Source organism: Methylobacterium longum, from assembly GCF_022179385.1.
Taxonomy (GTDB): Bacteria; Pseudomonadota; Alphaproteobacteria; order Rhizobiales; family Beijerinckiaceae; genus Methylobacterium; species Methylobacterium longum.
Window position 1 is genome coordinate 14,180 of the sequence record NZ_BPQS01000021.1, and the last position, 25,772, is coordinate 39,951.

Below are 25,772 nucleotides of genomic sequence, written 5' to 3' on the forward strand. Positions count from 1 at the left end.
ATGGCAGATCCGGTGGACCCGATCCTCTCGGTCTCCGACCTCACCGTGTCCTTCCGCTCGGACGGGCGCTGGCGCGAGGTCGTGCACGGCGTCTCCTTCGACGTGGGCCCGCGCGAGACCGTGGCGCTGGTGGGCGAATCCGGCTCGGGCAAGAGCGTCAGCGCCCTGTCGATCCTGCGCCTCCTGCCGCGGGACGCGAGCCGCATCGGCGGCCGCGTGCGCTTCGCGGGCCGCGAACTGCTCGCCGCCCCCGAGGCCGAGATGCGGCGGGTGCGCGGCGATGCCATCGCCATGATCTTCCAGGAGCCGATGACCTCCCTGAACCCGGTCCTGACCATCGGCTTCCAGATCGCCGAGGCGCTGATCCGGCACCGGGGCCTGTCGCGGTCCGCCGCCGAGGCGGAGGCGCTCCGGCTCCTCGACAAGGTCCGGATCCCGGCCGCCCGGTCGCGCCTGCACGAGTACCCGCACCGCTTCTCCGGCGGCATGCGCCAGCGGGTCATGATCGCCATGGCGCTCGCCTGCCGGCCGAAGCTCCTCATCGCCGACGAGCCGACCACCGCGCTGGACGTCACGATCCAGGCCCAGATCCTCGACCTCATCAAGAGCCTGCAGGACGAGGAGGGGATGTCGGTCCTGTTCATCACCCACGACATGGGCGTGGTCGCCGAGATCGCCGACCGCACCGTGGTGATGTACCGGGGCCGCGCCGTGGAGGCCGGGCCGACCGCGCGGATCTTCGAGGCCCCCGTCGAGCCCTACACGCGGTCGCTCCTCGCCGCGGTCCCGCGCCTCGGGACGATGGCGGGCCGGGCCCGCCCGATGCGCTTCCCGGTGGTCGACCGGACGACCGGCCTGGCGGCGCCGACGCCCGAGACCCCCGACACCGTCCAGGCCGCCGAGCGCCCGGTGCTGGAGGTGCGCGACCTGACCACCCGGTTCGACATCCGCTCCGGCCTCCTCGGCCGCGTGACCGGCCGCGTCCACGCGGTGGAGGGGGTCTCGTTCAGCATCGCGGCCGGCGAGACCCTGGCGCTCGTCGGCGAGTCCGGCTGCGGCAAGTCCACCACCGGCCGCGCGATCCTGCGCCTCGTCGAGCCGCTCTCGGGCTCGGTCCTGCTCGACGGCGAGGACATCATCGGCCTCGATCCGAAGGCCCTGCGCGCCCGCCGCCAGCGCATGCAGATGATCTTCCAGGACCCGTTCGCCAGCCTCGACCCGCGCATGAGCGTCGGCGCCGCGGTGGCGGAGCCGCTGCTGATCAACCGCCTCGCGGCGCCCCGCGAGGCAAGGCGGCGGGCCGAGGACCTGCTGGCCCGGGTCGGCCTCGGCCCCGAGACGGCCGGGCGCTTCCCGCACGAGTTCTCCGGCGGCCAGCGGCAGCGCATCTGCATCGCCCGGGCCCTCGCCCTGAACCCTCGGCTGATCGTCGCCGACGAGGCGGTTTCAGCGCTGGACGTCTCGGTGAAGGCGCAGGTCGTGAACCTGATGCTCGACCTCCAGGCGGAACTCGGCCTCGCCTACCTGTTCATCTCGCACGACATGGCGGTGGTCGAGCGGGTGAGCCACCGGGTCGCCGTGATGTATCTCGGCGAGATCGTGGAGATCGGCCCCCGGGCCGCGGTCTTCGGCGATCCGCAGCACCCCTACACGAGGAAGCTGCTGGCCGCCGTGCCCGTCCCGGATCCGGCCCGGCGGGGCGAGCGCCACGCCCTGCCGGACGACGAGATCCGCAGTCCGATCCGGGCGCCGGACTACGTGCCGCCGGAGCGGCTCTACCGGGAGGTTTCCCCGGGCCACGTCGTGCAGGATCGGGGTGCCGGCTGGACCGGGTCCGCGGCGGGGGAGGCGGCCGCGTGAGCGTTCGGGATCCCGATGCGGATTGAGTGTCGTGCGCGGACGGGGCATGCCCGTGATGTCGCGGGACCCGCGTTCACCGTGAAGCATCCGGGGCGTGACGATGCCTGATCTCCGCTGGACCGCCGGTCCCGTCCACTGCAGCGACCTCGTCGACGCGACCGGCAAGGTCTTCGGCTACGTCGGACCGCGGGCGGGCGGCGTGCGCGGCTACCTCGTCCAGGCCGGCTCGGAATGGCCGCCGCGACCCGCCGCCTTCACCGATCATCCCTCGGCCGAGGCCGCCCGCGGATGGGTCGAGGGCGCGGTCGCCGCGCGCGCAGTCAGGCCCGTGCGCATCGTCCGGGACGCGCGCCCGCCCGCCTGACGCCCGCCGCCTCACCGGCGCCGCGCCCGAACGCCCGGGGCGTGGTCCGCCTCAGCGCTCCCTCTCGGCGGGATCGTCCCACTCGACGCGGCGCGGCCGGACGGCCGGCACGGCCGCCGCGAGGCCGAGCCGGATCGCGGTTCCGACGATCGCGATCAGGGCAGAGACGAGGAGCAGGGAGTCGAGCACGGCGCGGCCCTCACAGCGGTGGGCGGACGGCGCGGGTATGCCGTGCGGCGCGCTGCCGGGCGCGCGCGTTGTGCTGGCGTCGCATCTGCTCCTGGAGCAGTTCGTCGGCCTGCGGCGGGTGGATCACCGTCGATGGAATCGGCGATTCCAGACGATCCTGGTCCTGCGGATGGACTGATTTCATGGGCGCCCTCCTCCGTAGTACTTACGCAGGAGCTTAGCCGTTTGGAAATCTATTGCAACCTCGCTCCCGCGGAGGTCCCGGGGTTCGCGCCGGGGCCTTACTTGCCGAACCGCCCGAGCAGGTTGGGGGCGTAGGCGAGGCAGAGCGCCTGGGCGAGGTAGGCGCCCTGGAACGTCGCGTTCATCTCGAAGCAGCGCTTCAGGACCTTCGCGAAGGGCCGGGCATGGACGGCGCCCTCGATTCCCACGGCCACGGCCAGGATCATCGCGATCGCGACGACGCTGTACCAGTTGAGCCAGCGGGCCGTGACCAGTCCTATGGCCGCGATCAAGATGAAAACCATATCCCTCCCCCGTCGCCGCTTTTGATTTGTTTCCGAGTTGTTACTTACGCAGTTTGATAGGATCTGGGAAGAGGCAAAGGCCCGTGCTGCATGTTGTGCCGCAGCCGCTCTCTCGATTATTGCAGTGCATCATTCAGCTCAGGGGCAGCAGAGAGCCGCAGTACGAGAATGATATTGGCAACGAAGAACTAAGTAAGGTGGCGCTGATACGGACGAACAGGGTGGAAGACGGTGACGATGCTGTGAGGCATCGCAGCGCGCTGCGACGTAATATAAATCCACTCTGCGGCGCGGAGGAATCCTTCGCGACGGTGGCACAACATACGTGACGAGCGCGGACCGGGCGGTTTGCTTTGCCGGGAAGCAGTGCCTCCGTCGAACTGGCCGCCCGATGCCGGGATGAATGCGGCCCCGCATGCGCGATGATCTGGTTCTGGATCGACGATCGTGCCGGATCGGATATCCATCCGCCGCGCTCTCGGCGCGCAAACCTGATGCGGCCGTCGCAGCGACTTCGGGGCGGCCCGCCGAGAAGTCTTCTTCCGTGCGGGGATTGGTTTGCCGCAGTGCGGTGCCCCGGGTCCGATGACGTTGTCATCGGGGCTGGACCAGACAGCTTGATCACCCGACGGTCGGTCGTGGCGGTGACTGTCCGAACGCCGATCCACGCGGGCGCGTTACACCGGGCGCCGCCGCGTCGTCCTCCGGCGGGCGAAGGGCCGGAAGGCGCTTCGGGCCCGGCTCCGAATCACGGTGGGAACAAGGGGGGAGCGCTCCCCGCAGCCGCGGCTCACGCGTATTGATAGCCTCGTCCGATCGTGCGAGGGCATCCCATGCCCATGACGTCCGTCCCCTGCGCCCCTCGCACCCGGGAGCTGGAACCCGCCGACGCGACCCGGGTCGCCTCGGGGTGCCGCACGGGAGCCAGCGGCCCCGTCGGCCTGACCCCGGGCCGCGGGTGGGATCGCCGGGGGCTCGGAGCGCGGGCGGCCGCGGAAGGACCGCTGACCGCGCGCGGTCCGGTCTAGCGGGTCATGACCCCGATCCTGACCCCTGACGCCGTCGCCGATCCGGGCCGGCTCGCCGCCCTCGCCGCGCACGACATCCTGGACAGCGGGTCCGAGGACACCTTCGACGACATCGTGCGCCTGGCCACGCGCCTGTGCGCCGCGCCCATCGCCCTCATCAGCCTCGTGGCGGCCGACCGGCAATGGTTCAAGGCGCGGATCGGGTTCCCACCGCGCGAGACGGATCTCGGCGCCTCGGTCTGCAGGTTCGTGCTGACCGAGCCCGACCTCCTCGTCATCCCGGACCTCGCCGCCGACCCCCGGACCGCGGCGAACCCGCTGGTCGCGCAGGCGCAGGGCCTGCGCTTCTACGCCGGCGTGCCGCTGCGGACGCTGGAGGGCGCGGTCCTCGGCTCCCTCTGCGTGATCGACCGCGTGCCCCGTCCCGAAGGGCTCACGGCCGGGCAGGCGGACGACCTGCGGGCGCTCGGTCGGCAGGTCTGCACCCTCCTGGGGATGCGGCGGACCCGCGCCGGGGAGCACGGGGCCGCCAAGGCCCTGGCGAATGCCGAGGGGCGCCTGCGCCAGGCCCAGGAGGCCGGCGGCGTCGGGCTGTTCACCATCGACCTCGCCGACAACGTGCTCACGCCGACCCCGGAATTCTGCCGCCTCTACGGGCTCCCGGAGGCGCAGGCCTATGCCTCGACGGCCTTCGAAGGGCTGATCATCCCCGAGGACCGGCACCTGATCTCCACGGCCGAGACCCGGCGCCGGGGCGATCCGCCCCGGGACGTCGAGTATCGCATCCGCCGTCCGGATATCGGCGCCCTGCGCTGGATCGCCCGCAAGGGCGAGATCGAGCGCGACCCCTCCGGCCGGCCGGTGCGGTTCTCCGGGGTGGCGCGCGACGTCACCGAACAGCGCCGGACCCGCGACGCCCTCGCGCGCAGCGACGAGCGCTTCCGGACGATCCTGGAGACCATCGAGGCGGCCTTCGCCATCGTCGAGGTCAAGTTCGACGCCGACGACCGGCCGGTCGACTACCGCTTCCTCGAGGCCAATCCCGCCTTCGAGCGCGAGGCCGGCGTCAACCTGCGGGGCAAGTGGGTCACCGAGTTCGCCCCCGACCTGGAGCCCTTCTGGTTCGAGACCTACGGGCGCGTCGCCAAGACCCGGGAGCCCGCCACCTTCGAGAGCTACGCGAAGGCGTTCGCGCGCTGGTTCGACGTCCGGGCCGTCCCCGTCGGCGACCCGGCCGAGCGGCAGATCGCCATCATCTTCAACGACGTCACCGGGCGGCGGACCGCGGAGGAGCGCCTGCGGGTGAGCGAGGCGCTGGCGCGCGCCAACGTGGAGCGCGTTCAGCTCGCCCTGGCGGCCGGCGCGATCATCGGCACCTGGCACTGGGACCTGCCGACCGACCGCTTCTCCGTGGACGAGGCCTTCGCCCGCGCCTTCGACCTCGACCCGACCCTCGGCCGGGACGGCATCCCGCTGGCCCAGATCGTCGCGACCGTGCATCCCGACGACCAGGGGGGGCTGGCCAGCGCCATCGCCGAGGCCATCGCCCGAGGCGGCGCCTATGCCCACCAGTACCGGACGCGGCGCGCGGACGGGAAGTACTACTGGCTGGAGGCGAACGGCCGGGTCGACCACGGTCCGGACGGCACGCCCCTGCGCTTCCCCGGCGTCCTCATCGACGTCGAGGAACGGCGCGCCATCGCGGCCGAGCGCGACCGGGCGGCCGCGGAGCTGCGCGCCCTCAACGAGACCCTGGAGCAGCGCGTCGCCGCCCGGACGGCGGAGCTGATGCAGGCCGAGGAGGCCCTGCGCCAGGCGCAGAAGATGGAGGCGGTGGGCCAGCTCACCGGCGGGCTCGCCCACGACTTCAACAACTTGCTCGCCGGCATCTCCGGGAGCCTGGAGCTGATGCAGGCCCGGATGGCGCAGGGCCGTTTCGGCGACCTCGACCGCTACATGACGGTGGCCCAGGGCGCGGCCAAGCGCGCCGCCGCGCTCACCCACCGCCTGCTCGCCTTCTCGCGCCGCCAGACGCTCGATCCCAAGCCGACCAACGTCAACCGCCTCGTGGTGGACATGGAGGAGCTGATCCGGCGCACCATCGGTCCGGCGATCGCGCTGGAGGTGGTCGGCGCCGCCGGCCTGTGGCCCGCTCTGATCGATCCGGGTCAGCTCGAGAACGCGCTGCTCAACCTCTGCATCAACGCCCGCGACGCCATGCCGGACGGCGGCCGCATCACGATCGAGACGGCCAACACGTGGCTCGACCGCCCGGCCGCGATCAAGCACGAGGTCCCCGAGGGCCAGTACCTCTCGCTCTGCGTGACCGACACCGGCACCGGCATGCCCCCCGAGGTGGTCGCCCGGGTGTTCGAGCCGTTCTTCACCACCAAGCCGATCGGCCAGGGCACCGGCCTCGGCCTCTCGATGATCTACGGCTTCGCCCGGCAGTCGGGCGGGCAGGTGCGGATCTACTCGGAGGTCGGCCAGGGCACGACCGTCTGCCTCTACCTGCCGCGCCACGACGGCGAGAGCGACCCGGACGACCCCGTGGGCACGCTCACCGAGGCGGCGCGCGCCGTGCAGGGCGAGACGGTCCTGATCGTGGACGACGAGCCGTCCGTGCGGATGCTGGTCACCGAGGTGCTGGAGGATCTCGGCTACACGGCGATCGAGGCCGCCGACAGCGTCGCCGGGCTGAAGGTGCTGCAATCGGACGTGCGCATCGACCTCCTGGTGACGGATGTCGGCCTGCCGGGCGGCATGAACGGCCGGCAGATCGCCGATGCCGGCCGCGCCCGGCGTCCCGGCCTCAAGGTCCTGTTCATCACCGGCTACGCTGAGAACGCGGCGGTGGGAAGCGGGCAGCTCGATCCCGGCATGCAGGTGCTGACGAAGCCCTTCGCCATGGAGGCGCTCGCCGGGCGGATCCGGGACCTCATCCACGTCGCGGCGCCCCCGCAGGGGGGCGAACCGGGCTCGGGGACGCGCTGAGGCCGCGACCCGGTCCAAGATCCGGTCCGCGACCCGATCCAAGACCCGGTCCGCGACCGCCGGCGGTCGACCCGTCGGGGGGCGCCGAAACTAAGGACCGGGAGCCGCGCCCGCGTGGCGCACATCCGTGCAGCACACGAGTGCAGCGCGCGCTACACGACACCGCCCTGCGGCAGGCTGATCGGGGGCTTCCGCCCGTCCCCCTCGGCCCGAGGTGGCCGCGCGGCGGCCTCTTGGGATGAGTCGGGATGAGGACGTGGGATTGGAGGACCGCCCCCGGCCGCCCCGGCCCCGTGTCGTGGACCGTGGCTCTCGGCGCGGCTCTAGTTCAGCGCCTGCGGGTCCGCCTCCGTGAGGAAGGCGCCGACCTCGTGGAGGAACTGCATGCGGTTCTTCTCCATCATCACCGTGTGGGTGCCCTCCCCCAGCTCGACGAAGCGCTTGTAGGGGGCGTGCGTCAGCTTGGTGAAGTATTCCTGCGCCTGGTAGCTCGGCAGGTCGGCGTCCCACTCGGCGTGGATGATCAGCACCGGCACGCGGATCTCGCCCGGGTCGTAGAGCGGCTTGCCCGCCGCCCAGTAGGCGTCCTTGTCGGCGACCGTGCCGTTCGGCGCCCGCAGGACCGGCGGCGACTGCTTCGCCCCGACTTGGTCCGTGGCGAAGGTCGCGTCGGCCCATTGCTCGAACCACCCCGCCGGGATCAGGTCGGCCTTCTTGTCCTCGGGCACCCCGTCAGCCAGCGCGCCCGGGCGCTGTCCCGACTGACGCTGCGATAGGCCCCCACGGGCCCGCCACCGCCGATCAGGCCGGGCGTGCGCGCCAGCCATTGCGGCGCGTAGAGGACGAGGCGGTTGACCGTGTCGTTGTGGGTGCTGGTGTAGAGCCCCATGGTGGAGGTCCCCCAGGACCAGCCCATCAGGTCGATCTTCTCGACGTTGCGCCGCTTCCGGATGAAGTCGACGACCTGCCCCACCACCTTGGCGGCGTCCGGCGTGCGTATCAGCGGCGGGTTGTCGGCGGGCGGCGCGTCCATGGCGGCCGGGCGCCCGGACAGGCCGTAGCCCGGCAGGTCGATGCAGTACACGTCGAAGCCGAGGCCCGCGAGGTAGTCCATCGCCGACAGCCCGCCGAGCGGCAGGTCGAAGGCCGTCGAGGACGGGTAGGTGGAGCCGTGCACGTAGAGCAGGATCCGGTCCCCCGGGAACCGGTCCGTGCCGGCCGGGCGCTTGTTGCGCACGTAGATCTCGACCCCGGGCTCGCTCCAAGGCAGGCGGAACTCCTCCGTCGCCAGCCGGGCGGCCGGGGCCGCGGTGGCCGGGGCCGCGATGGCCGATGCCGTGGCCGCGACCGCCGCCCCTGCGGCGAGCGCCCCGACCAGCTCGCGCCGGGCGAGGCCCCGGCCCGGCCGCGCCCCGTTCGGATCCGTCCGCATTGGTCTGTCCGCCATGATGTCCTCCGGCCCGCCTTGTCGGGCGGCTCGTTCGATAGAACCGGCGGGCGCCGGCCGGCGCAACGCCCCGCGGCGCGGACCAGCGGACAGGAGGCGGCTTCCGTCGCCCGATCCGGCGGAAACCCCGTGAAAAAAGCCCGCCCCCGTCGCCGGGGGCTGGTGACGCCGCGCCCGCGGACGGGCATTGAGGCGGGAAATCCCGGGAGACGCCCGCTCATGACGACTCCGACCCGCGTCGCGACCACGCCCTTCCCCGACCAGAAGCCGGGCACGTCCGGCCTGCGCAAGAAGGTGCCGGTGTTCCGGCAGCCGAACTACGTCGAGAACTTCGTCCAGGCGATCTTCGACACCCTGCCCGACAGGGACGGCGCGACCCTGGTGCTGGGCGGCGACGGCCGGTTCCTCAACCGCGAGGTCGTGCAGAAGACCCTGCGCCTCGCCGCCGGCAACGGCTTCGGCCGGGTCCTGGTCGGGCGCGGCGGCCTGCTCTCGACGCCGGCCGCCTCCTGCGTGATCCGGAAATCGAAGGCGCTCGGCGGCATCGTCCTGTCGGCGAGCCACAACCCGGGCGGGCCGGACGGCGATTTCGGCATCAAGTTCAACGCCGCCAACGGCGGCCCGGCGCCCGAATCCGTCACCGACGCGATCTTCGCGCGCGCCAAGGCGCTGACGGAGTACCGCCTCGTGGAGGCCCCGGACCTCGACCTCGACCGGCTCGGCGACACCCGCCTCGGCGCCATGACGGTGACGGTGATCGACCCGGTGGCCGACTACGCCGAGCTGATGCGCACGCTCATCGACTTCGACGCGGTGTCGCGCCTGTTCGCCTCCGGCTTCCGGATGCGCTTCGACGCCATGAGCGCGGTGACCGGCCCCTACGCGACGGCGATCCTCGAAGGGATGCTGGGCGCGCCCGCCGGCACGGTGGTCAACGCGGTCCCGAAGGAGGATTTCGGCGGCCACCACCCGGATCCCAATCCGGTCCATTGCCACGACCTGTTCGACCTGATGCAGGGGCCGGACGCGCCGGATTTCGGCGCCGCCTCGGACGGCGACGGCGACCGCAACATGATCGTGGCCCCGGGGCTGTTCGTGACGCCGAGCGACAGCCTCGCCCTGCTGGCCGCTCACGCCCATCGGGCACCGGGCTACGCGGGCGGGCTCTCGGGGGTCGCCCGCTCCATGCCGACGAGCCGCGCCGCTGACCGGGTCGCGGCCGCCCTCGGCATCAAGGCCTACGAGACGCCCACCGGCTGGAAGTTCTTCGGCAACCTGCTGGATGCGGGCCTCATCACCCTCTGCGGCGAGGAGAGCGCCGGCACCGGCTCGAACCACGTCCGCGAGAAGGACGGGCTCTGGGCGGTGCTGCTCTGGCTCAACATCCTGGCGGCCACCGGCGAGCGCGCCGACGCCCTGGTGCGGGCGCATTGGCGCACCCACGGACGCGACTACTACGCGCGCCACGACTACGAGGAGGTGGATTCGGACGCCGCCAACGGCCTAATGGACGCGCTGCGCGAGAAGCTCGCCGGGCTGCCGGGTACGCGGATCGGCGACCTCACGGTGTCGACCGCCGACGAGTTCGCCTACCGCGATCCGGTGGACGGCTCGCTCACCGAGCGCCAGGGCATCCGCATCGGCTTCGCCGAGGACGCGCGGGCGGTGTTCCGCCTCTCGGGCACGGGCACCGCCGGGGCGACGCTGCGGGTCTACCTGGAGCGCTACGAGAACGCGCCGGACCGGCTCGACCGGCCCGTGGCCGAGGTTCTGGCCCCGGTGGCGGCCGCCGCCGGCGCGATCGCCGAGATCGCGCCGCGGACCGGCCGGGCCGAGCCGAGCGTCGTGACCTGAGGAAGGCCGGGTGTGGGGGCGCTGCGCCAAGTCCTGACGCCAGGTCCCTCACGCCGGGTCCCTCACGCCGGGTCCCTCACGCCGGGTCCCTCACGCCAGATCCTTCACCATGTGCACGGTGACGTCGTCGTCCCGGGGCCGGCCCGGTCCGTCGTAGGGCTCCTCCCGCTCCACCCGGTAGCCGAGGGCCCCGTAGAGGCGCAGGTTCGCCGTGTACTTCTTGTTGGTGTAGAGGCGCAGCCGCGCGAGCCCCGCCTCGGCCGCGAGGGCGTCCGCCCGCGCCATCAGCGCGACGCCGAAGCCCCGGCCCTGGAAGGCCGGGTGCACCGCCACGTTGACAACCAGCAGGTGGTCGACCTCCGCCTTCGTCTCGATCAGGCCCGCGAGATCCGAACCTGCGAGATCCGGGCCTGCGAGATCCGGGCCTGCGAGACCTGGGCCTGCGAGACCTGGGCCTGCGCGGTTCGGGCCAACGGGCAGCAGGTCGAAGCGGTGCTCGAGCACCGCCTGCGCGTAATCCGCCCGCATCGGGATCGGCAGCCGGCCGATCACCGGGATCCACTTGGCGTAGGCTGCCGCCACCAGCGACCGGATCGCGTCCGCGTCCGCGGGCGCGCCGCGCCGGATCGTGGCTGGCTCGTCCATCCGACCTCCCATGGTTGACCGCGGCGCCCCCGTCCCCTAAACACCCGGCCGTCGATGGGGCTCCGCACGGGGCCCCATCGCGTTTTCACGCGCACCCGTGGGCGGGATCCTCCCGCCCTGTCGTCCCGGACCTGAACGTCCGGGAAAAGGAGGGCGCGTTCCTCATTCTCGTCACGAGAGGACGCGAAACATGTCGAAGCGGATTCAGGCCAAGCACAAGCTCGACCGCCGCATGGGCCAGAACATCTGGGGCCGCCCGAAGAGCCCCGTCAACCGCCGCGAGTACGGCCCCGGCCAGCACGGCCAGCGCCGCAAGGGCAAGATGAGCGACTTCGGCACGCAGCTGCGCGCCAAGCAGAAGCTCAAGGGCTACTACGGCAACATCACCGAGAAGCAGTTCCGCCGCTACTACGCCGAGGCGATCCGCCTGCGCGGCGATTCCGGCGAGAACCTCGTCGGCCTGCTCGAGCGCCGCCTCGACGCCGTGGTCTACCGGGCGAAGTTCGTCGCGACCCCGTTCGCGGCGCGCCAGTTCGTCAACCACGGGCACGTCAAGGTGAACGGCGTCCGCGTCAACATCCCGAGCTATCAGGTGAAGGCCGGCGACCTCATCGAGGTCAAGGAATCGTCCCGCCAGCTCGAGATCGTCATCGTGGCGACCCAGCTCTCCGAGCGCGACGTGCCGGACTACATCGAGGCCGACCACGCCAAGATGACCGCCCGCGTCACCCGCATCCCCAGCCTGTCCGAGGTGCCCTACCCGGTGCAGATGGAGCCGAACCTCGTCATCGAGTTCTACTCCCGCTGAGCTTGCATCGACGGCGACGTCGATGAAGGGGCTGCCCGTTCGGGCGGCCCCTTCGTGTTTCCAGGGTACCGGCCCGGGACCGGGACGGCGCGAAGGCCTCAGCACCCGTGGCAGATCGAGCCCATCGTGTTGCGCATCTTGCTGTCCCAAGCCTTCGAGCGGGCCTCGGCGGCCTTCTGGGCCTTGATCATCTCGGCCTCGTTGACGGTGTGGGGGGGGAGCGCCGCGCCGGTGCCGGGCGGCTTGGTCTGACCGGTGGCGGTGATGCGCCGGCCGCCGGCCGGAGGGGCGGACGGAGAGGCCGTCGGAGACGTGGCCGTGGACGGGGATGCGCCGACGCCCGGATTCGGGGCCGGGCTCTGGGCCAGGGCCGGCGCCGCCCCGAGCAGAAGGCCCAGAATCAGCGCGTGACGAAGAACTGCCATGGACCTGATCTCCCCGGCGAGGACCCATTGCCTGCCCCGCCCCATCCGGGCCCGACCCTAGCCGATCGCGGTCCTGAAATCATGCGGTGCGTGTGCGGGACCGCCGCGGCCTCGGCGCCCCCCCGGTGAGCGGCCCGCCCCCGAACCGCCGCGAGGCCGTCGCCGATGCGCTGGCCCGCCTCGCCCCGCGCCTGCCGGCCTTCGAGGCCGACGCCGCCCTCGACCGGGCGCTGGCGAGCCCGGGCCTGCGCCGGGCCGCACCCGAGACCGCGGCGCGCCTCGCCCTCGTGGCCTACGCGCGCCACGTCTTCACCGATTACGACGACCTGCTGGCCGACGGGTACGACCGGGACAGCGCCCGCCACTTCGTCCTCGACGATCTTAACGCCGCCCTCGCCGCCTGGGGCGCCGCGCCGATCCCCGAGGAGGCCGCCGTCGAGGCCGACGAGCCGGAGGACGATCCGCGCTGAGGTGGTCGCGCTGGGCGCCGCCATGCTGTAGGAGACCCGCCCGAGGTCGCCCGGTGCGGCCCAGGGAAGCTTGGCGGATCATCATGAAGATCAGCGCGCGCAACGTCCTCAAGGGAACCGTCGTCTCGGTGGACAAGGGGGCCACGACGTCCCACGTCAAGATCGAGGTCAGCCCCGGCCAGGTGGTCACCGCCTCGATCACCAACGAGGCGGTCGAAGCCCTCAAGCTCGTCGCGGGCGGCCCCGCCTACGCGGTGATCAAGGCCTCCGACGTGATGGTCGCGGTCGACTGAGGCGGCGGGGTTCACGGGCCGGCTGCCCGGGGCGGGCGGGGACATCCCATCCGGTCCCCTCATCCCGCGGCGCGACGGAGCCGCCGCGAAGGCGCCCTCCGGCCGCGCGATCGTGGCGCGCTCCAAGGGCGTTCCAAAGGCGCTCCCCCGCGCGCTCCCCGCGCGCTCCGGAGGCCTCCTCCGAGGCCGCGCTCCGGCCCTCAGGGGGCGACCGGGATAGGGCCCCGACGCCGCGCGCCGGCTCCTCGACGCCTCCTCGACGCCGCCTCCTCTCTGCCTTCGCGCCGCGACCGTCGGCGGATAGAATGTGGTCCCGACAAGGAGTTCCGCCCGTGCAGAAGACCGTCCTCGGCATCGAGACCACCTGCGACGAGACCGCGGCCGCCGTGGTGTCGGTCGACGCGGACGGGATCGGTCAGATCCGCTCCAACGAGGTGCTGAGCCAGATCGCCGAGCACGCCGCGTACGGCGGCGTCGTGCCGGAGATCGCCGCCCGCGCCCACGTGGAGGTGCTCGACCGGCTGATCGCCCGCGCCCTCGAACGGGCCGGAACCGGGTTCCGCGACCTCGACGGCATCGCGGTGGCGGCCGGACCGGGGCTGATCGGCGGCGTGCTGGTGGGTCTCGTCACCGCCAAGACCCTGGCGCTCGTGACCCGCAAGCCCCTGCTCGCCGTCAACCACCTGGAGGCGCACGCCCTCACGGCGCGGCTCACCGACGGCATCGCCTTCCCCTACCTCTTGCTGCTGGTCTCGGGCGGCCACACCCAGCTCGTCGCCGTGCGCGGCGTCGGCGACTACGTGCGCCTCGGCTCTACCATCGACGACGCCATCGGCGAGGCCTTCGACAAGGCCGCCAAGCTCCTCGGCCTCGGCTATCCGGGCGGCCCCGAGGTCGAGCGCATGGCCGAGGCCGGCGACCCCGAGCGCTTCGCCCTGCCCCGGCCGATGCTCGGCCGCCGCGAGGCCGACTTCTCCCTCTCGGGCCTCAAGACCGCCCTGCGGATCGAGGCCGAGAAGATCGCACCGCTGGCCGAGCGCGACGTCGCCGACCTCTGCGCGAGCTTCCAGGCTGCCGTGGTCGACGTGGTGGTGGACCGCACCCGAGTCGCCCTGCGGGCCTTCTCGGACGCGGCCGGGCGGCCGACCGCCCTGGTGGCGGCGGGGGGCGTGGCCGCCAACGGTGCCGTCCGGCGGGCGCTGGCCGCGCTGGCCGGCGAGGCGGGCCTGAGCTTCGTGGCGCCGCCCCTGCCGCTCTGCGGCGACAACGGCGCGATGATCGCCTGGGCCGGGCTGGAGCGCCTGCGCCTCGGGCTGGTGGACGATCTCACCGCGCCCGCCCGGCCCCGCTGGCCGCTGGCGGCCGCCCCGGACCGCGCGGCGGTGCCGGCCGGATGAGCGCGGCGGCGCGGCGCGCGCACTGGCGCGACTTGGTGGAGCGGCGCCTGCCCGAGGCCGCCCGGCCGGACTGGCCGGTGCGGCTCGATCACTGCTTCGGCCGCATCCTCCTGGACCACGCCTGCGGCGGTCCCTGGCGCGACCAGGTGCGCCCGCCCGCCCACGCCACCCTGCCCCTCGATCAGCTCGAGACGGCGATCGCGCTCGGCGAGGCGGTGCTGGCCGGCCACGCGGATCTCGCGCTCCTGAACCGGCGGTCGCTCGCGTGGCGCGGCAAGATCCCGCCCGCCCCGGTGCCCGCCATCCGAGACGGGGGCCTGATCCTGAGCCGCTGGCGGCCGGAGGACGCGGCGCCGTTCGCGGCGCTCAACGCCGACCCGGCGGTGATGGCCCATTTCGCGCGCCCCCGGACCGGGGCCGAGAGCGCCGCCGAGGCCGGTCTCCTCGACCGGCGCTTCGTGGCGGACGGGTTCGGCCCCTGGGCGCTGGAGCATGACGGCCGGTTCGTCGGCTTCGCGGGCGCGATGCGGATCCTGCGGCCCCTGCCCTTCCCGGGCGGCGACCGGCCGGGCAGTACGGTCGAGCTGGCTTGGCGCCTGGCGCGGGAGGCCTGGGGGCGGGGCCTCGCCACCCGTGCCGCGCGGCTGGCCCTGGCCGATCTCGCCGGGCGCTGCGGCATCCGCGCCGTCGTGGCTTTCACGGCGGTCGGCAACGTCCGGTCGCGGGCCGTGATGGAGCGCCTCGGCATGGCGCCGTCCGGGACGTTTCCGCATCCGGCCGTGCCGGAGGGGCCGCTGCGCGAACACGTGCTCTACCGGCTCGACGGCGCGGACAGGGAGGAAGCGGCATGAGCGCTGAGACCGCGATCAACGTCGTCGGCGGCGGGGCCTGGGGGACGGCGCTGGCCAACGCCGCCGCCGGGGCCGGCCACCCCGTGACCCTCTGGCTGCGCGACGCGACGGCTGCGGCCGCCCTCCAGGCGGACCGCGAGAACCCGCGCTACCTGCCGGGCGTCCCGCTGCATCCGGGCATCGCGGCGACCGCCGATCCGCACAGGCTCGCCGACGCCCGGGCGACCCTGCTGGTCGTGCCCGCCCAGACCGTGCGCGGCGTGCTGGAGACTCTGCGCGACCCCCTGGCCACGGCCGGTCCGGTGATCCTCTGCGCCAAGGGGATCGAGCGCGGCAGCGACAGCTTCATGAGCGCGGTCGCCGCGGAGACCCTGCCGCCGGGAACGCCCGTCGCCGTCCTGTCGGGTCCGAGCTTCGCGGCCGACGTCGCCCGGGGCCTGCCCACCGCGGTGACCCTGGCGGCTTCCGATCCCGGCCTCGCCGCGGCCCTGAGCGGCCTGCTGTCCGGTCCGAGCTTCCGGCTCTATCACACCGACGACGTGCGCGGCGTCGAGATCGGCGGCGCCGGCAAGAACGTGCTGGCCATCGCGTGCGGCATCGTGGCCGGGCGGGGCCTCGGCGAGAGCGCCCGGGCGGCGCTGATCGCCCGGGCCTTCGCGGAGCTGATGCGCTTCGCCCGCACCTTCGGGGGCCGGGCCGAGACGCTGATGGGGCTCTCGGGCCTCGGCGACCTCGTGCTGACCGCCTCCTCGCCGCAATCGCGCAACTTCGCCTTCGGCCAGCGGCTCGGCGCCGGGGCGAGCCCGGACGAGGCCGCCGGCGGCAAGCTCGCCGAGGGCGCGTTCACCGCGGCGGCGCTGGCGGGCCTCGCCGCCGCGAAGGGGGTCGAGATGCCGGTGGCGCAGGCCGTCGCGGCGATCGTGGCGGGCGCGGCCGGGGTCGACGACGTGGTCGCGGGGCTGCTGGCCCGGCCGCTGCGCGGCGAGACCGATTAGGCGTCTGGCGGGCCCCGGTCGCTCACGCCACCGCGGCCGTCCGACCCGGCTGGGCGCCCTGGAGCTGGGCGCCCTGGACCTGGGCGCCCTGGACCTGGGCGCCGTGGGTATGGGCGGTGAAGCGCTCGATCGGGGCGGGGCGACCCAGCAGGTATCCCTGGGCGGAGGTGCAGTTCTCCTGGGCCAGGAAGGACAGCTCGTCGGCCGTCTCGACACCCTCGGCCACCACGGAGAGCCCGAGGCCGCGGCCCAGGCCCAGCACCGAGCGCACGATCGCGGCTCCCTGGGGGTTGGTGTGGACCGCCTTGATGAACGAGCCGTCGATCTTGATCCGGTCGAACGGGAAGGAGCGCAGGTTCGAGAGCGAGGAATAGCCGGTTCCGAAATCGTCCATGGCGATCTGGACGCCCAGGGCCTTGAGCTGGCGCAGGGTGAGCAGCGCCCGGCCCGGATCCCGGATCAGCGCGGTCTCGGTGATCTCGATCTCCAGGCGGTCGGCCTTCAGGCCGGTCTCGAACAGGGTGCCGTGGACGAACTGCACGAAGTGCGGGTTGTGGAGCTGCACCGCCGAGACGTTGACGGCGATCGCCAGGGGCTGGGTCCAGCCGGCGGCCGTGCGGCAGGCCTCCCGCAGCACCCAGGCGCCGATCTCCAGGATGGCCCCGGTTTCCTCGGCGATCGGCACGAACACGGCCGGCGAGATCGTGCCGCGCTCCGGATGGACCCAGCGCAGCAGCGCCTCGAATCCCGTCACCGCGCCGGTCCCGATCTGGGTCTGCGGCTGGTAGACGAGATGGAGCTCGCTCCTGGCCACCGCGTGGCGCAGGTCGTGCTCCAGCATCCGCCGGTCGCGGATCTGCGCGCCCATGCTGGCGTCGTAGCGGCGGCAGGTGCCGCGCCCCTCGTTCTTGGCCCGGTACAGGGCGGCGTCTGCGTAGCTCAGGAGGGCGCGCTGGTCCGGGGCGTCGTCGGGATAAACCGCGATGCCGATGCTGGTGGCGATCACCGGGCCGGAGGCCGCCGGCACCGCCGCCAGGGTCGTCAGGATCCGCTCGGCCAGCCGCTCGGCGGTCCCGTCCGCGGATCCCGGACCCTGCGGCGTCAGGATGGCGAACTCGTCGCCGCCGAGCCGCGCCATCAGCTGGTTGCCGTCGAGCAGGCCGCCGACCCGCAGGGCGAGGTCGCGCAGCATCGCGTCGCCGGCCGCGTGGCCGAACAGGTCGTTGACCTCCTTGAACCGGTCGAGGTCGAGGCACAGCACGGCGAGCCGGGTGCCCTGGCCGTCAGCGGCGCGCATCGCCCGCTCCAGGCGGGCGTGGAAGCTCGTGCGGTTGGCCAGCCCCGTGAGCGCGTCGTGGTGGGCGAGGTAGTGGATCTCGCTCTCGGCCCGGCGCCGGGCGCGCAGGTCGCGCACCGCCACGGCGTGGTGCGGCTGGCGGCCGTACTCGGCCACCGGGCGCATGATCACCTCCACCGGGATGGTGGTGCCGCCCACCTGGACGAGCTCGGCCTCCAGGGGCTGGTCGGGCGTTCCCGACCCGGCCACGAGGCCCGGGAGGTACGCGGCGAGGCCCGTTCCCGCCAAGCTGGCCGCCTCGGCGCCGGCCAGCCGGGCGAAGGCCTCGTTGGCGCTGACGATCTGTCCGGCGCGGCACACCACCAGCCCCTCCACGGCCGCGTTGGCGAGGCTGAGCAGGCGCTCGCGCTCGAACGCGGCGCGCCGGCGCTCGCGCAGGTCGATCAGGAGGGCGGCCCCGGCCATGAGCAGGATCAGGCAGCTCGCCACGGCCACGGCGGCGGCGAGCCAATCGGTCCGGATCGCGCTCTCCGGGATCGTGACGGCCGGATCGGGCAGGAGGGTCACCGCGCCCATGCCGGTGAAGTGATGGCCGCAGATCGCCAGGATCAGCAGGGCGGCGCCGAGGCAGCGGCCCCGGACCCCGTCGGAGGACAGCCCGACCACCAGGGCGGCGGCCCCGAGCGCGGCCCCGAGGCCCACCGAGACGACGACCAGCGCGGGGTTCCAGAGGAGGTGGCCCGGCACTTGGTAGGCGGCCATGCCGGTGTAGTGCATCGCGGCGATGCCGCCGCCCGCGACCGCGCCCCCGATCGCCGCCCGGACCCGGCCGCCGGTCGTGGCGAGGGCGAAGCCGAGTCCGGTGATCGCGACGGCGTCCGCGTAGGACAGAAGGGTCAGGCCGAGGCCGTAGCCGGAGGGCAGTCCCGGCTCGAAGGCGAGCATCGCCAGGAAGTGCGTCGCCCAGATGCCGGATCCGCCCGCAGCCGCCGCGACCGCCAGCCACGTGAAGCGGCTGCGGCCGCCGGCCCGGACGGCATGGGTCAGAAGCTCCATCGCGGTGGCGCTCGCCAGCGCGCAGACGAGCCCCGCCAGCGCTACCAGCCAGACGTTGTGATCGCCGACGAAGCAACCGATGACGGTCAACATGTGGACAATGAGCTTCCGCTAGGAGACGTATGAGGGTCTATGTTCTGTGATAGAATTTAATATCCAAACAACGACTGGGCTTGATCTTGCTTAATAGGGTTCGGCCGCCCCGCGTGCCGGTGCCGATGCCGGGGCTTGGTCCGGGGCCGTCTCCGCGGCCTGTCCCTCGGGGGCGAAGCTGCGCTATGGCGGGCGCGCCGCCGGGTCCGGGCGGCCCCGGGGGTCTCAGCGATGGCGTACTGGCTGTTCAAATCGGAGCCCGCGACCTGGTCGTGGGATCAGCAGGTTGCGGCCGGCGAGGCCGGGACGTTCTGGAACGGCGTGCGCAACCACCTCGCCAAGAAGCAGCTCATGGCCATGACGGTGGGCGAGCGGGGCTTCTTCTACCACTCGAACGAGGGCAAGGCGGTGGTCGGCATCGTGGCGGTGATCCGGCCCTACTACCCCGATCACACCGACGAGACCGGCCGCTTCGGCATGGTCGACGTGCGGGCCGTGCAGGCGCTGCCGCGGCCGGTGACGCTCGACGCGATCAAGGCCGATCCGGCGCTCGCCGACATGGTGCTGGTGAACAATTCCCGCCTGTCCGTTCAGCCCGTAACCGAGGCCGAGTGGGCCCGGGTGTGCGCCCTGGGCGGGCTGTAACGCGGGCGCCGCGTTCGCGCGCCCGCCCCCTCCGCAGGGGCCGGCGGAGGTACACCCTACCCGATGCGCCCGCGCTGACCGCGGCGCCCGACGCGTGAGCGTCCCGGCTCGCCGCGGGGAGGGCGGGCGCGTGCCGGTGGCGCACCGCGCTTCCCCGGGGATCCGCCGTCACGCCGCCCGGTCGAAGGAGCCCCGGGCCGGCACCAGCTCCTCGTCGACCTCGACCGCCGGCAGCGTGTCCATCACCCGGGTGGCCGGCAGCGTCACCACCACCTCGGTGCCCTCCCGGGGCTTCGAGGTCAGCTTGAACCGCCCGCCGTGCAGCTCGACCAAGCCCTTGACGATCGGAAGCCCCAGGCCCGAGCCCTGCTCGGCGGTCTTGATCGCCAGGGAGCCGCGGCCGAAGGAGGACAGGACCGTGCCGAGTTCGTCCTCCGGGATCCCGGGGCCGCTGTCCTTCACCGACACGTACTGCCCGCCCGAGGCGGTCCAGCCGACCTTCAGCCAGATCTCGCCTTCGGGCGGCGTGAACTTCACGGCGTTCGACAGGAGGTTGAGCACGATCTGGCGCAGCGCCCGCTCGTCCGCCCAGAGCCGCGGCAGCGAATCGTCGACGAGGCCGTGGAAGGTCTGGTTCTTCGCCTTGGCGCGCAGGCCCATCATGTGGCGGCACTCCTCCACGATGTGGGCGAGCTGCACCGCCTCCTCGTTGAGCTCGTAGCGCCCGGCCTCGATGCGGGAGAGGTCGAGGATCTCGTTGATCAGGTTCAGGAGGTGCATCCCGCTGTCGTGGATGTCGTTCGAGTATTCCCGGTAGGAGGGCGCCGTGTGGGTGCCGAACACCTCGTTCTTCATCACCTCCGAGAAGCCCAGGATGGCGTTGAGCGGCGTGCGCAGCTCGTGGCTCATGGTGGCGAGGAAGCGCGACTTGGCGAGGTTCGCCTCCTCGGCCCGCCGGCGGGCCTCGTCGGAATTGGCCTTGGCCTGCTCCAGCTCGCCGAACACCGCGTCCTTCTCGGCGCGGGAGCGCAGGGCACCCACCGTGGAGGCGTAGAGGCGGCGGGACAGGCCGAGGAAGAAGAGCTGCGCGCCGCCGGCCATGGCCACGAGCATCAGCGCGTTCATCTCGCCCGGGAAGGCGGAGAGCGAGGCCGTGGCCAGCGCCAGCGGGACCAGGGCGGCGATGGCCGCCAGCGGCACCGTGGCGGCCAGCATGGTGGTGACCGCGGAGGCGATGACGAGTCCGAACAGCGCGAAGGTCCACCCCCCGGTGGCGCCCAGCCCGATCATGGCCGACCACGACAGGCTCTGGAGCACCTCGCCGATCAGGAAGCGGCGGCGCCACCGGGCGAGCGGGCTCGTCGCCGGGTCGGCGCGCAGGAAGCGGCGGCTCAAGGTGGTGTTGAGCGAGATCATCAGGACCACGCCGAGGGCCCAGACCGCCGCCACCGGCGGCGTGATCCAGACCGTTGCGGCCAGGGCGAGGACCCCCGCGAACAGGACCAGCGGGATCCCCGCCCCGGTCCGGTGCTCGGCGTAGTGGCGCAGCAGCTCGTAGTCGAAGGCCCGCTCCAGGCCGGTCTGCGAGGTCAGCTTCTCACGGGCCGAGCGGATCTCGCGGGCGACCCCGCGGCGGCGCGCCGCCTCTTCCGTCGAGGGGCCGCGACCGCGCTGAACCATCTCGACGGTGAGATCGGACATCGCGTCTTGAAACTCGGAAGGGGTGTGGGCTCGGAATCGCTCCGTGAGGATGCGGCGGATGTGTTAAGAAGCGGCTGCCGGTATCCGTTGGATCTTAAGCAATCTGGCTGTTGCGAGGCTGTCTCAAGGGTGCCGCGTCGCTCGGGCCGGCGTGCGGTCCCGCACATCGCGCGGGCCGGGGTGAACGCTACGGTTGCACCGCCGACCGCGATGCCCGATCGAGGCCGCGGACCGTGAACCGGGACGCCCGGGCGCACGCGTCGTGTAAGGGGTCGCCGACCATGCCGAATCTCACCGTCAACGGCGTCACGCACGCGATCGACGCCGACCCCGACATGCCGCTGCTCTGGGTGCTGCGGGACCGGCTCGACGCCACCGGCACCAAGTACGGCTGCGGCATCGCGCAGTGCGGCGCCTGCACGGTCCACCTCGACGGCCAGCCGGTCCGCGCCTGCCAGACGAAGGTCGGCGATGTCGGCGCCGCGCAGGTGACCACCATCGAGGGCGTATCGGGCCGGGTGGCGGAGGCCGTGCAGGCCGCGTGGCGCAAGCTCGACGTCGTCCAGTGCGGCTACTGCCAGTCCGGCCAGATCATGTCGGCGATCGGCCTGCTCTCGGGCAACGCCACGCCGAGCGACGCCGACATCGACGGCGCCATGGACGGCAACATCTGCCGCTGCGGCACCTACCAGCGCATCCGCGCGGCGATTCACGAAGCCGCGCGCAGCCTCGCCTGATCCGTCCCGGCGCCCACTTTCCCCCGCCCTGCCCCGCGGTCCCGACCGGAGCCTCGCCGCCATGCTGAATGCCCGTCGACCGAATCCCCTCCCCGCCCGGCCCAGCCGCCGCGGCCTGCTGGCCGGCGCCGGCGCCCTCGTGGTCGCCTTCCGCCTCGACCCGAAATCCGCCCGCGCGGCGTCCGGCCCGAACCTCGCCGACGTGAAGGCCCAGCCCAACGCCTTCGTGCGCATCGGCGCGGACGACACCGTGACGGTGGTGATCAAGCACCTCGACATGGGCCAGGGGAACACCACCGGGCTGGCCACGATCCTGGCCGACGAGCTCGGCGCCGACTGGGCGAAGGTCCGCACCGAGTTCGCCCCCGCGGACGCGACGCTCTACAACAACAGCCTGATGGGACCGATCCAGGGCACCGGCGGCTCCACCGCGGTGGCCAATTCCTGGTTCCAGCTGCGCAAGGCGGGTGCCGCCGCCCGCGAGATGCTGATGGCCGAGGCGGCCTTCCGCTGGAAGGTGCCGGTGTCGCAGATCACCGTGGCCGAGGGCGTGGTCCGCCACGAGCCGTCCGGCCGGCAGGCCCGGTTCGGGGAGCTGGCGGCCTCCGCGGCCTCCCTGCCGGTGCCCTCGGAGCCGCGGCTCAAGGACCCGAGCGAGTGGCGGCTGATCGGTCGGATGATCCCGCGCCTCGACTCCGTGGCCAAGACCGACGGCACGGCGATCTACTCCCTCGACATCCGCCGCCCGAACCAAGTCACCGCGGTGGTGGCCCGGGCGCCGCGCTTCGGCGCCACCGTGAAGTCCTTCGACGCCGCCGCCGCCCGCACGGTCGCGGGCGTGCTCGACGTGGTGCAGGTGCCGACCGGCGTGGCGGTGATCGCCCGCGACACGTGGTCGGCCATGAAGGGCCGCGAGGCGCTCACGGTCGCCTGGGACGACAGCACCGCCGAGACCCGCTCGTCCGACGCGATCCTGGCCGAGTACCGGGAGCGGGCCAAGGGCCCCGGCCTGACGGCCTCCGAGCGCGGCGACCCGCAGGCGGCGCTGAAGGGCGCCGCCAAGGTCGTCGAGGCCGAGTTCACCTTCCCGTACCTCGCCCACGCGGCGATGGAGCCGCTCAACGCCACGATCGAGCGGGCGGCCGACGGCGGCTACGACGTCTACGCGGGCTTCCAGTTCCAGACCGTCGAGCAGGCCACGATGGCGGCGATCCTCGGGGTGACGTCCGACCGGGTGCGGCTGCACAGCAACTGGGCCGGCGGCTCCTTCGGGCGCCGGGCGACCCCGACCGCCGACTACCTCGCGGAGGCCGCCGCCGTCTTCAAGGCGTCGGGCGAGAAGGCTCCGGTCCACCTCGTCTGGACCCGCGAGGACGACATGGCCGGCGGCTATTACCGCCCGACCGTGCTGCACAAGGTCCGGGCCGGAATCGACGGCAAGGGCGCGGTGGTCGGCTGGGACCACGTCATGGTCGGCAAGTCGATCATGATCGGCTCGCCCTTCGAGGCGATGATCGTCAAGAACGGCATCGACTCCACCACCGTGGAGGGCGCCTCCGACACGCCCTACGCGCTGCCGGCCTACCGGTTCGGCGTCCATAACGGCCGCGAGGGCGTGCCGGTCCTGTGGTGGCGCTCGGTCGGCCACACCCACACCGCCCACGTGATGGAGGTGATGATCGACGAGCTGGCCCACGCCGCCGACGTCGATTCGGTGGCCTACCGGCTCTCCCTCCTGACCCAGGCGCCGCGCCTGTCCGGCGTCCTCAAGCTCGCCGCCGACAAGGCCGGCTGGGCGAACAAGCCGCAGGACCAGGGTCGCGGCCTCGGGGTGGCGGTCCACGAATCCTTCGGCTCCTACGTCGCCATGGTGGCCGACGTGACCGCGCAGGATGGGGCCATCCGGGTGAACCGGATCGTGGCGGCGGTGGATGTCGGCGTGCCGGTGAATCCGGACGTGATCCGCGCGCAGGTCGAGGGCGCGGTGGGCTTCGCCCTGTCGGCGGTGCTCCGGAACCGCATCACCCTCAAGGACGGGCGGGTGCAGGAGCACAATTTCGACGCCTACGAGCCGACCCGGATGAGCGAGATGCCCCGGGTGGAGGTGCACATCGTGCCGAGCCAGGTGGCGCCCACCGGCATCGGCGAGCCGGGCGTCCCCGTCCTGGGGCCGGCGATCGCCAACGCGGTCTTCGCCGCCACCGGCCGGCGCCTGCGCTCGCTGCCGCTGGACCTGTCCGGGGTGAAGGGCGCGTGAGGAATCGCACGTTCCGCGGGCGCGGATCGGCGTAGGACGGTGGGGCCTTCCCCCCAAGGCAAGAGACCCGACTGAAGACGGCGCGGCGCAACACCGCGCCGTTTCTTTTTTGCGCGCCGACGCGCCATCTCCGGGTCATGCCGTTCGACGACACCGCCGCGCGCCTGCGCGCCTGCCGCCTCTGCCGGGACGCCCCGCGCTACGGCCCGCCCCTGCCCCAGGAACCCCGGCCGATCGTGCAGGGCTCGGCCACGGCCCGTCTCTGCATCGCCAGCCAGGCCCCCGGAACGCGCGCGCACCGCACCGGGCAGCCCTTCACCGATCCCTCGGGCGTGCGGCTGCGGTCCTGGCTGGGGCTCGACGCCGCGCAATTCTACGACGCTACCCGGGTCGCCATCGTGCCGATGGGCGCGTGCTTCCCGGGCCTCGACGCCAAGGGCGGCGACCGGCCGCCCCGCCGGGAATGCGCCGAAACTTGGCGGGCGGAACTCGTCTCCGGCCTGCCACACCTCGAATTGATCCTGGTGATCGGCCAGTACGCGCAAGCCTGGCACCTGGGGCGGATGGAGGGCGGGCTGACCGGCACGGTGCGGCGCTGGCGGGAGATCCTGTCCGAGCCGCGCCGCCCGCGGGTGCTGCCCCTGCCCCACCCGTCCTGGCGCAACAACGGCTGGCTCAAGCGCGAGCCCTGGTTCGCGGCGGAGCTGCTGCCGGTGCTGCGGGCCGAGGTGGCGCGGGTGATGGCGGGTGATCCCTGAGCCCGTCGCCGGCGAGATCGCGAATGCCGGCTTCTCCCGCGGGGATCGGCAGGCGGTGTCCGACAGCCCCGGATCGGCGCGCGCGCGATGGGCCGGAATGCGCCCGCGGCCGCCCGGCGGGCCGGGCGGGCACCGAGACCCGCGGTCGCCCGTCCCGGTGCCCGCCGGTTGCGATGCGCGCCGCCTGCGCGGCCGGCGGTCCCGGCCGGCGCGCATGGGACGCGGCGCCGGGCGGGGAACGCCGGGCGGCCCGGCCGGGGGCGGCCGAGCGGGTCTGAGACCCGGCGGCCGTCCCGGGGCCGCATTGACAGGGATCGCCGGCCCGTGATCCGTGCCGCGACTCCCGAAGGACGCCCCGATGACCGACCCTGCCGACCCCCGCCACCGCCTGATCGTGGCCCTGGACCTGCCCGGCGTGCCCGAGGCCGAGGCGCTGATCGACCGGATCGGCGACGCCGCGACCGTCTACAAGATCGGCTACCAGCTGGGCTACGCGGGCGGCCTCGCCCTCGCCGAGCGGCTGGCGGCGCGCGGCCTGAAGGTCTTCCTCGACCTGAAGCTTCACGACATCGGCAACACCGTCGAGGAGGGCGTGCGCGCGGCCTCGGGCTCGGGCGCCACCTTCCTCACCGTCCACGCCTATCCCCAGACCATGCGGGCGGCCCTGCGCGGCCGGGGCGCGGGCCTGAAGATCCTCGCCGTGACGGTGCTCACCTCCTACGACGATGCCGACGCCGCGGAGGCCGGCTATGCCCTACCGGTGGCGGAGCTCGTCGCCCGGCGCGCCGCCCAGGCCGCCGAGATCGGCCTCGACGGCCTGGTCTGCTCGGCCGCCGAGGCGGCCTCGGTCCGGCGGATCGTCGGGCCGGGCCGGCTGATCGTCACCCCGGGCATCCGCCCGGCGGGCGCAGAAGCCGGCGACCAGAAGCGGGTGATGACGCCGGCCGCCGCCCGCACGGCCGGGATCGACCACGTGGTGGTCGGTCGCCCGATCACCGGCGCGGCGGATCCCCGCGCGGTGGCGCAGGCGATCGTGGCGGACCTCGCCTGACCGGGCATTGCCTTCGCGCGGATCGGATCC

22 protein-coding genes and 1 pseudogene are annotated in these 25,772 nt (G+C 73.2%); 15 read left to right on the plus strand and 8 right to left on the minus strand.

What is annotated here, in order from left to right:
- Positions 1-1,860, plus strand: a complete 1,860-nt coding sequence (locus MFF58_RS18110; protein WP_238290195.1) for an ABC transporter ATP-binding protein — start codon at positions 1-3, stop codon at positions 1,858-1,860.
- 100 nt (positions 1,861-1,960) lie between these two features.
- On the plus strand, positions 1,961-2,224 hold the full coding sequence (locus tag MFF58_RS18115) for a hypothetical protein (protein WP_238290196.1): 264 nt from the start codon (positions 1,961-1,963) through the stop codon (positions 2,222-2,224).
- A 51-nt stretch (positions 2,225-2,275) separates the two neighbouring features.
- Here the strand turns inward: MFF58_RS18115 and MFF58_RS18120 are convergent, their stop codons facing one another.
- The 3 genes from MFF58_RS18120 to MFF58_RS18130 all read right to left on the minus strand — a co-directional run bounded on the left by MFF58_RS18120 (position 2,276) and on the right by MFF58_RS18130 (position 2,940).
- Complete coding sequence (locus MFF58_RS18120; protein WP_238290198.1) at positions 2,276-2,413, minus strand: hypothetical protein; 138 nt, start codon at positions 2,411-2,413, stop codon at positions 2,276-2,278.
- A 10-nt stretch (positions 2,414-2,423) separates the two neighbouring features.
- Positions 2,424-2,597 (minus strand): hypothetical protein, encoded by a 174-nt coding sequence (locus tag MFF58_RS18125; RefSeq protein ID WP_238290199.1) that lies wholly within the window; start codon positions 2,595-2,597, stop codon positions 2,424-2,426.
- A 97-nt stretch (positions 2,598-2,694) separates the two neighbouring features.
- Positions 2,695-2,940, minus strand: coding sequence for a hypothetical protein (locus MFF58_RS18130; protein WP_238290201.1), 246 nt, complete (start codon positions 2,938-2,940; stop codon positions 2,695-2,697).
- A gap of 1,034 nt (positions 2,941-3,974) precedes the next feature.
- On the opposite strand from MFF58_RS18130, the gene MFF58_RS18135 reads away from it, so the two are divergent.
- Complete coding sequence (locus MFF58_RS18135) at positions 3,975-6,962, plus strand: PAS domain-containing protein (protein ID WP_238290203.1); 2,988 nt, start codon at positions 3,975-3,977, stop codon at positions 6,960-6,962.
- 323 nt (positions 6,963-7,285) lie between these two features.
- Here MFF58_RS18135 and MFF58_RS18145 read toward each other — a convergent pair.
- Positions 7,286-8,409 (minus strand): annotated as a pseudogene (locus MFF58_RS18145) (alpha/beta hydrolase).
- Positions 8,410-8,628: 219 nt separating this feature from the next.
- Between MFF58_RS18145 and MFF58_RS18150 the strand changes: the two are divergent.
- On the plus strand, positions 8,629-10,263 hold the full coding sequence (locus MFF58_RS18150; protein WP_238290207.1) for an alpha-D-glucose phosphate-specific phosphoglucomutase: 1,635 nt from the start codon (positions 8,629-8,631) through the stop codon (positions 10,261-10,263).
- Between the two features lie 90 nt (positions 10,264-10,353).
- On the opposite strand, the gene MFF58_RS18155 is transcribed toward MFF58_RS18150, so the two are convergent.
- A complete protein-coding gene (locus MFF58_RS18155) occupies positions 10,354-10,908 on the minus strand; it encodes a GNAT family N-acetyltransferase (protein WP_238290208.1) in 555 nt (184 codons plus the stop codon).
- 190 nt (positions 10,909-11,098) lie between these two features.
- Between MFF58_RS18155 and rpsD the strand changes: the two genes are divergently transcribed.
- Positions 11,099-11,716, plus strand: a complete 618-nt coding sequence (rpsD, locus tag MFF58_RS18160; protein ID WP_010686187.1) for a 30S ribosomal protein S4 — start codon at positions 11,099-11,101, stop codon at positions 11,714-11,716.
- 98 nt (positions 11,717-11,814) lie between these two features.
- On the opposite strand, the gene MFF58_RS18165 is transcribed toward rpsD, so the two are convergent.
- A complete protein-coding gene (locus tag MFF58_RS18165; protein ID WP_238290209.1) occupies positions 11,815-12,141 on the minus strand; it encodes a hypothetical protein in 327 nt (108 codons plus the stop codon).
- A 125-nt stretch (positions 12,142-12,266) separates the two neighbouring features.
- On the opposite strand from MFF58_RS18165, the gene MFF58_RS18170 reads away from it, so the two are divergent.
- From MFF58_RS18170 to MFF58_RS18190, 5 genes are all read left to right on the plus strand, one after another.
- Complete coding sequence (locus tag MFF58_RS18170) at positions 12,267-12,611, plus strand: DUF2293 domain-containing protein (protein WP_238290210.1); 345 nt, start codon at positions 12,267-12,269, stop codon at positions 12,609-12,611.
- Positions 12,612-12,694: 83 nt separating this feature from the next.
- Positions 12,695-12,904: a TOBE domain-containing protein gene (locus MFF58_RS18175; protein WP_238290211.1), complete on the plus strand. Its 210-nt coding sequence runs from the start codon at positions 12,695-12,697 to the stop codon at positions 12,902-12,904.
- 305 nt (positions 12,905-13,209) lie between these two features.
- The gene (gene tsaD, locus MFF58_RS18180; RefSeq protein ID WP_238290213.1) at positions 13,210-14,301 is read left to right on the plus strand and encodes a tRNA (adenosine(37)-N6)-threonylcarbamoyltransferase complex transferase subunit TsaD; all 1,092 of its coding nucleotides are present in this window, start codon (positions 13,210-13,212) and stop codon (positions 14,299-14,301) included.
- Positions 14,298-15,152, plus strand: a complete 855-nt coding sequence (locus MFF58_RS18185) for a GNAT family N-acetyltransferase (protein ID WP_238290214.1) — start codon at positions 14,298-14,300, stop codon at positions 15,150-15,152. Before tsaD ends, MFF58_RS18185 begins: the two co-directional genes overlap by 4 nt.
- Entirely contained in the window at positions 15,149-16,147 is a 999-nt protein-coding gene (locus tag MFF58_RS18190) for an NAD(P)H-dependent glycerol-3-phosphate dehydrogenase (protein ID WP_238290215.1), read from the plus strand. Before MFF58_RS18185 ends, MFF58_RS18190 begins: the two co-directional genes overlap by 4 nt.
- A 22-nt stretch (positions 16,148-16,169) precedes the next feature.
- On the opposite strand, the gene MFF58_RS18195 is transcribed toward MFF58_RS18190, so the two are convergent.
- Positions 16,170-18,593 carry an EAL domain-containing protein gene (locus MFF58_RS18195; protein ID WP_238290216.1) on the minus strand — a complete coding sequence of 808 codons (2,424 nt, stop codon included), beginning with the start codon at positions 18,591-18,593 and terminating at the stop codon, positions 16,170-16,172.
- A gap of 231 nt (positions 18,594-18,824) precedes the next feature.
- Here MFF58_RS18195 and MFF58_RS18200 point away from each other — a divergent pair, with 231 nt between their 5' ends.
- The gene (locus MFF58_RS18200; protein ID WP_238290217.1) at positions 18,825-19,238 is read left to right on the plus strand and encodes an EVE domain-containing protein; all 414 of its coding nucleotides are present in this window, start codon (positions 18,825-18,827) and stop codon (positions 19,236-19,238) included.
- 168 nt (positions 19,239-19,406) lie between these two features.
- On the opposite strand, the gene MFF58_RS18205 is transcribed toward MFF58_RS18200, so the two are convergent.
- Positions 19,407-20,939 carry an ATP-binding protein gene (locus MFF58_RS18205; RefSeq protein WP_238290218.1) on the minus strand — a complete coding sequence of 511 codons (1,533 nt, stop codon included), beginning with the start codon at positions 20,937-20,939 and terminating at the stop codon, positions 19,407-19,409.
- A 281-nt stretch (positions 20,940-21,220) separates the two neighbouring features.
- On the opposite strand from MFF58_RS18205, the gene MFF58_RS18210 reads away from it, so the two are divergent.
- The 4 genes from MFF58_RS18210 to pyrF all read left to right on the plus strand — a co-directional run bounded on the left by MFF58_RS18210 (position 21,221) and on the right by pyrF (position 25,742).
- Positions 21,221-21,676: a (2Fe-2S)-binding protein gene (locus tag MFF58_RS18210; protein ID WP_238290219.1), complete on the plus strand. Its 456-nt coding sequence runs from the start codon at positions 21,221-21,223 to the stop codon at positions 21,674-21,676.
- A gap of 61 nt (positions 21,677-21,737) precedes the next feature.
- Positions 21,738-23,933 (plus strand): xanthine dehydrogenase family protein molybdopterin-binding subunit, encoded by a 2,196-nt coding sequence (locus MFF58_RS18215; protein WP_238290221.1) that lies wholly within the window; start codon positions 21,738-21,740, stop codon positions 23,931-23,933.
- A gap of 137 nt (positions 23,934-24,070) precedes the next feature.
- Positions 24,071-24,691 carry a uracil-DNA glycosylase family protein gene (locus tag MFF58_RS18220; protein WP_238290223.1) on the plus strand — a complete coding sequence of 207 codons (621 nt, stop codon included), beginning with the start codon at positions 24,071-24,073 and terminating at the stop codon, positions 24,689-24,691.
- Positions 24,692-25,049: 358 nt separating this feature from the next.
- The gene (pyrF, locus tag MFF58_RS18225; RefSeq protein WP_238290225.1) at positions 25,050-25,742 is read left to right on the plus strand and encodes an orotidine-5'-phosphate decarboxylase; all 693 of its coding nucleotides are present in this window, start codon (positions 25,050-25,052) and stop codon (positions 25,740-25,742) included.
- The last annotated feature ends 30 nt before the right edge of the window (positions 25,743-25,772 follow it).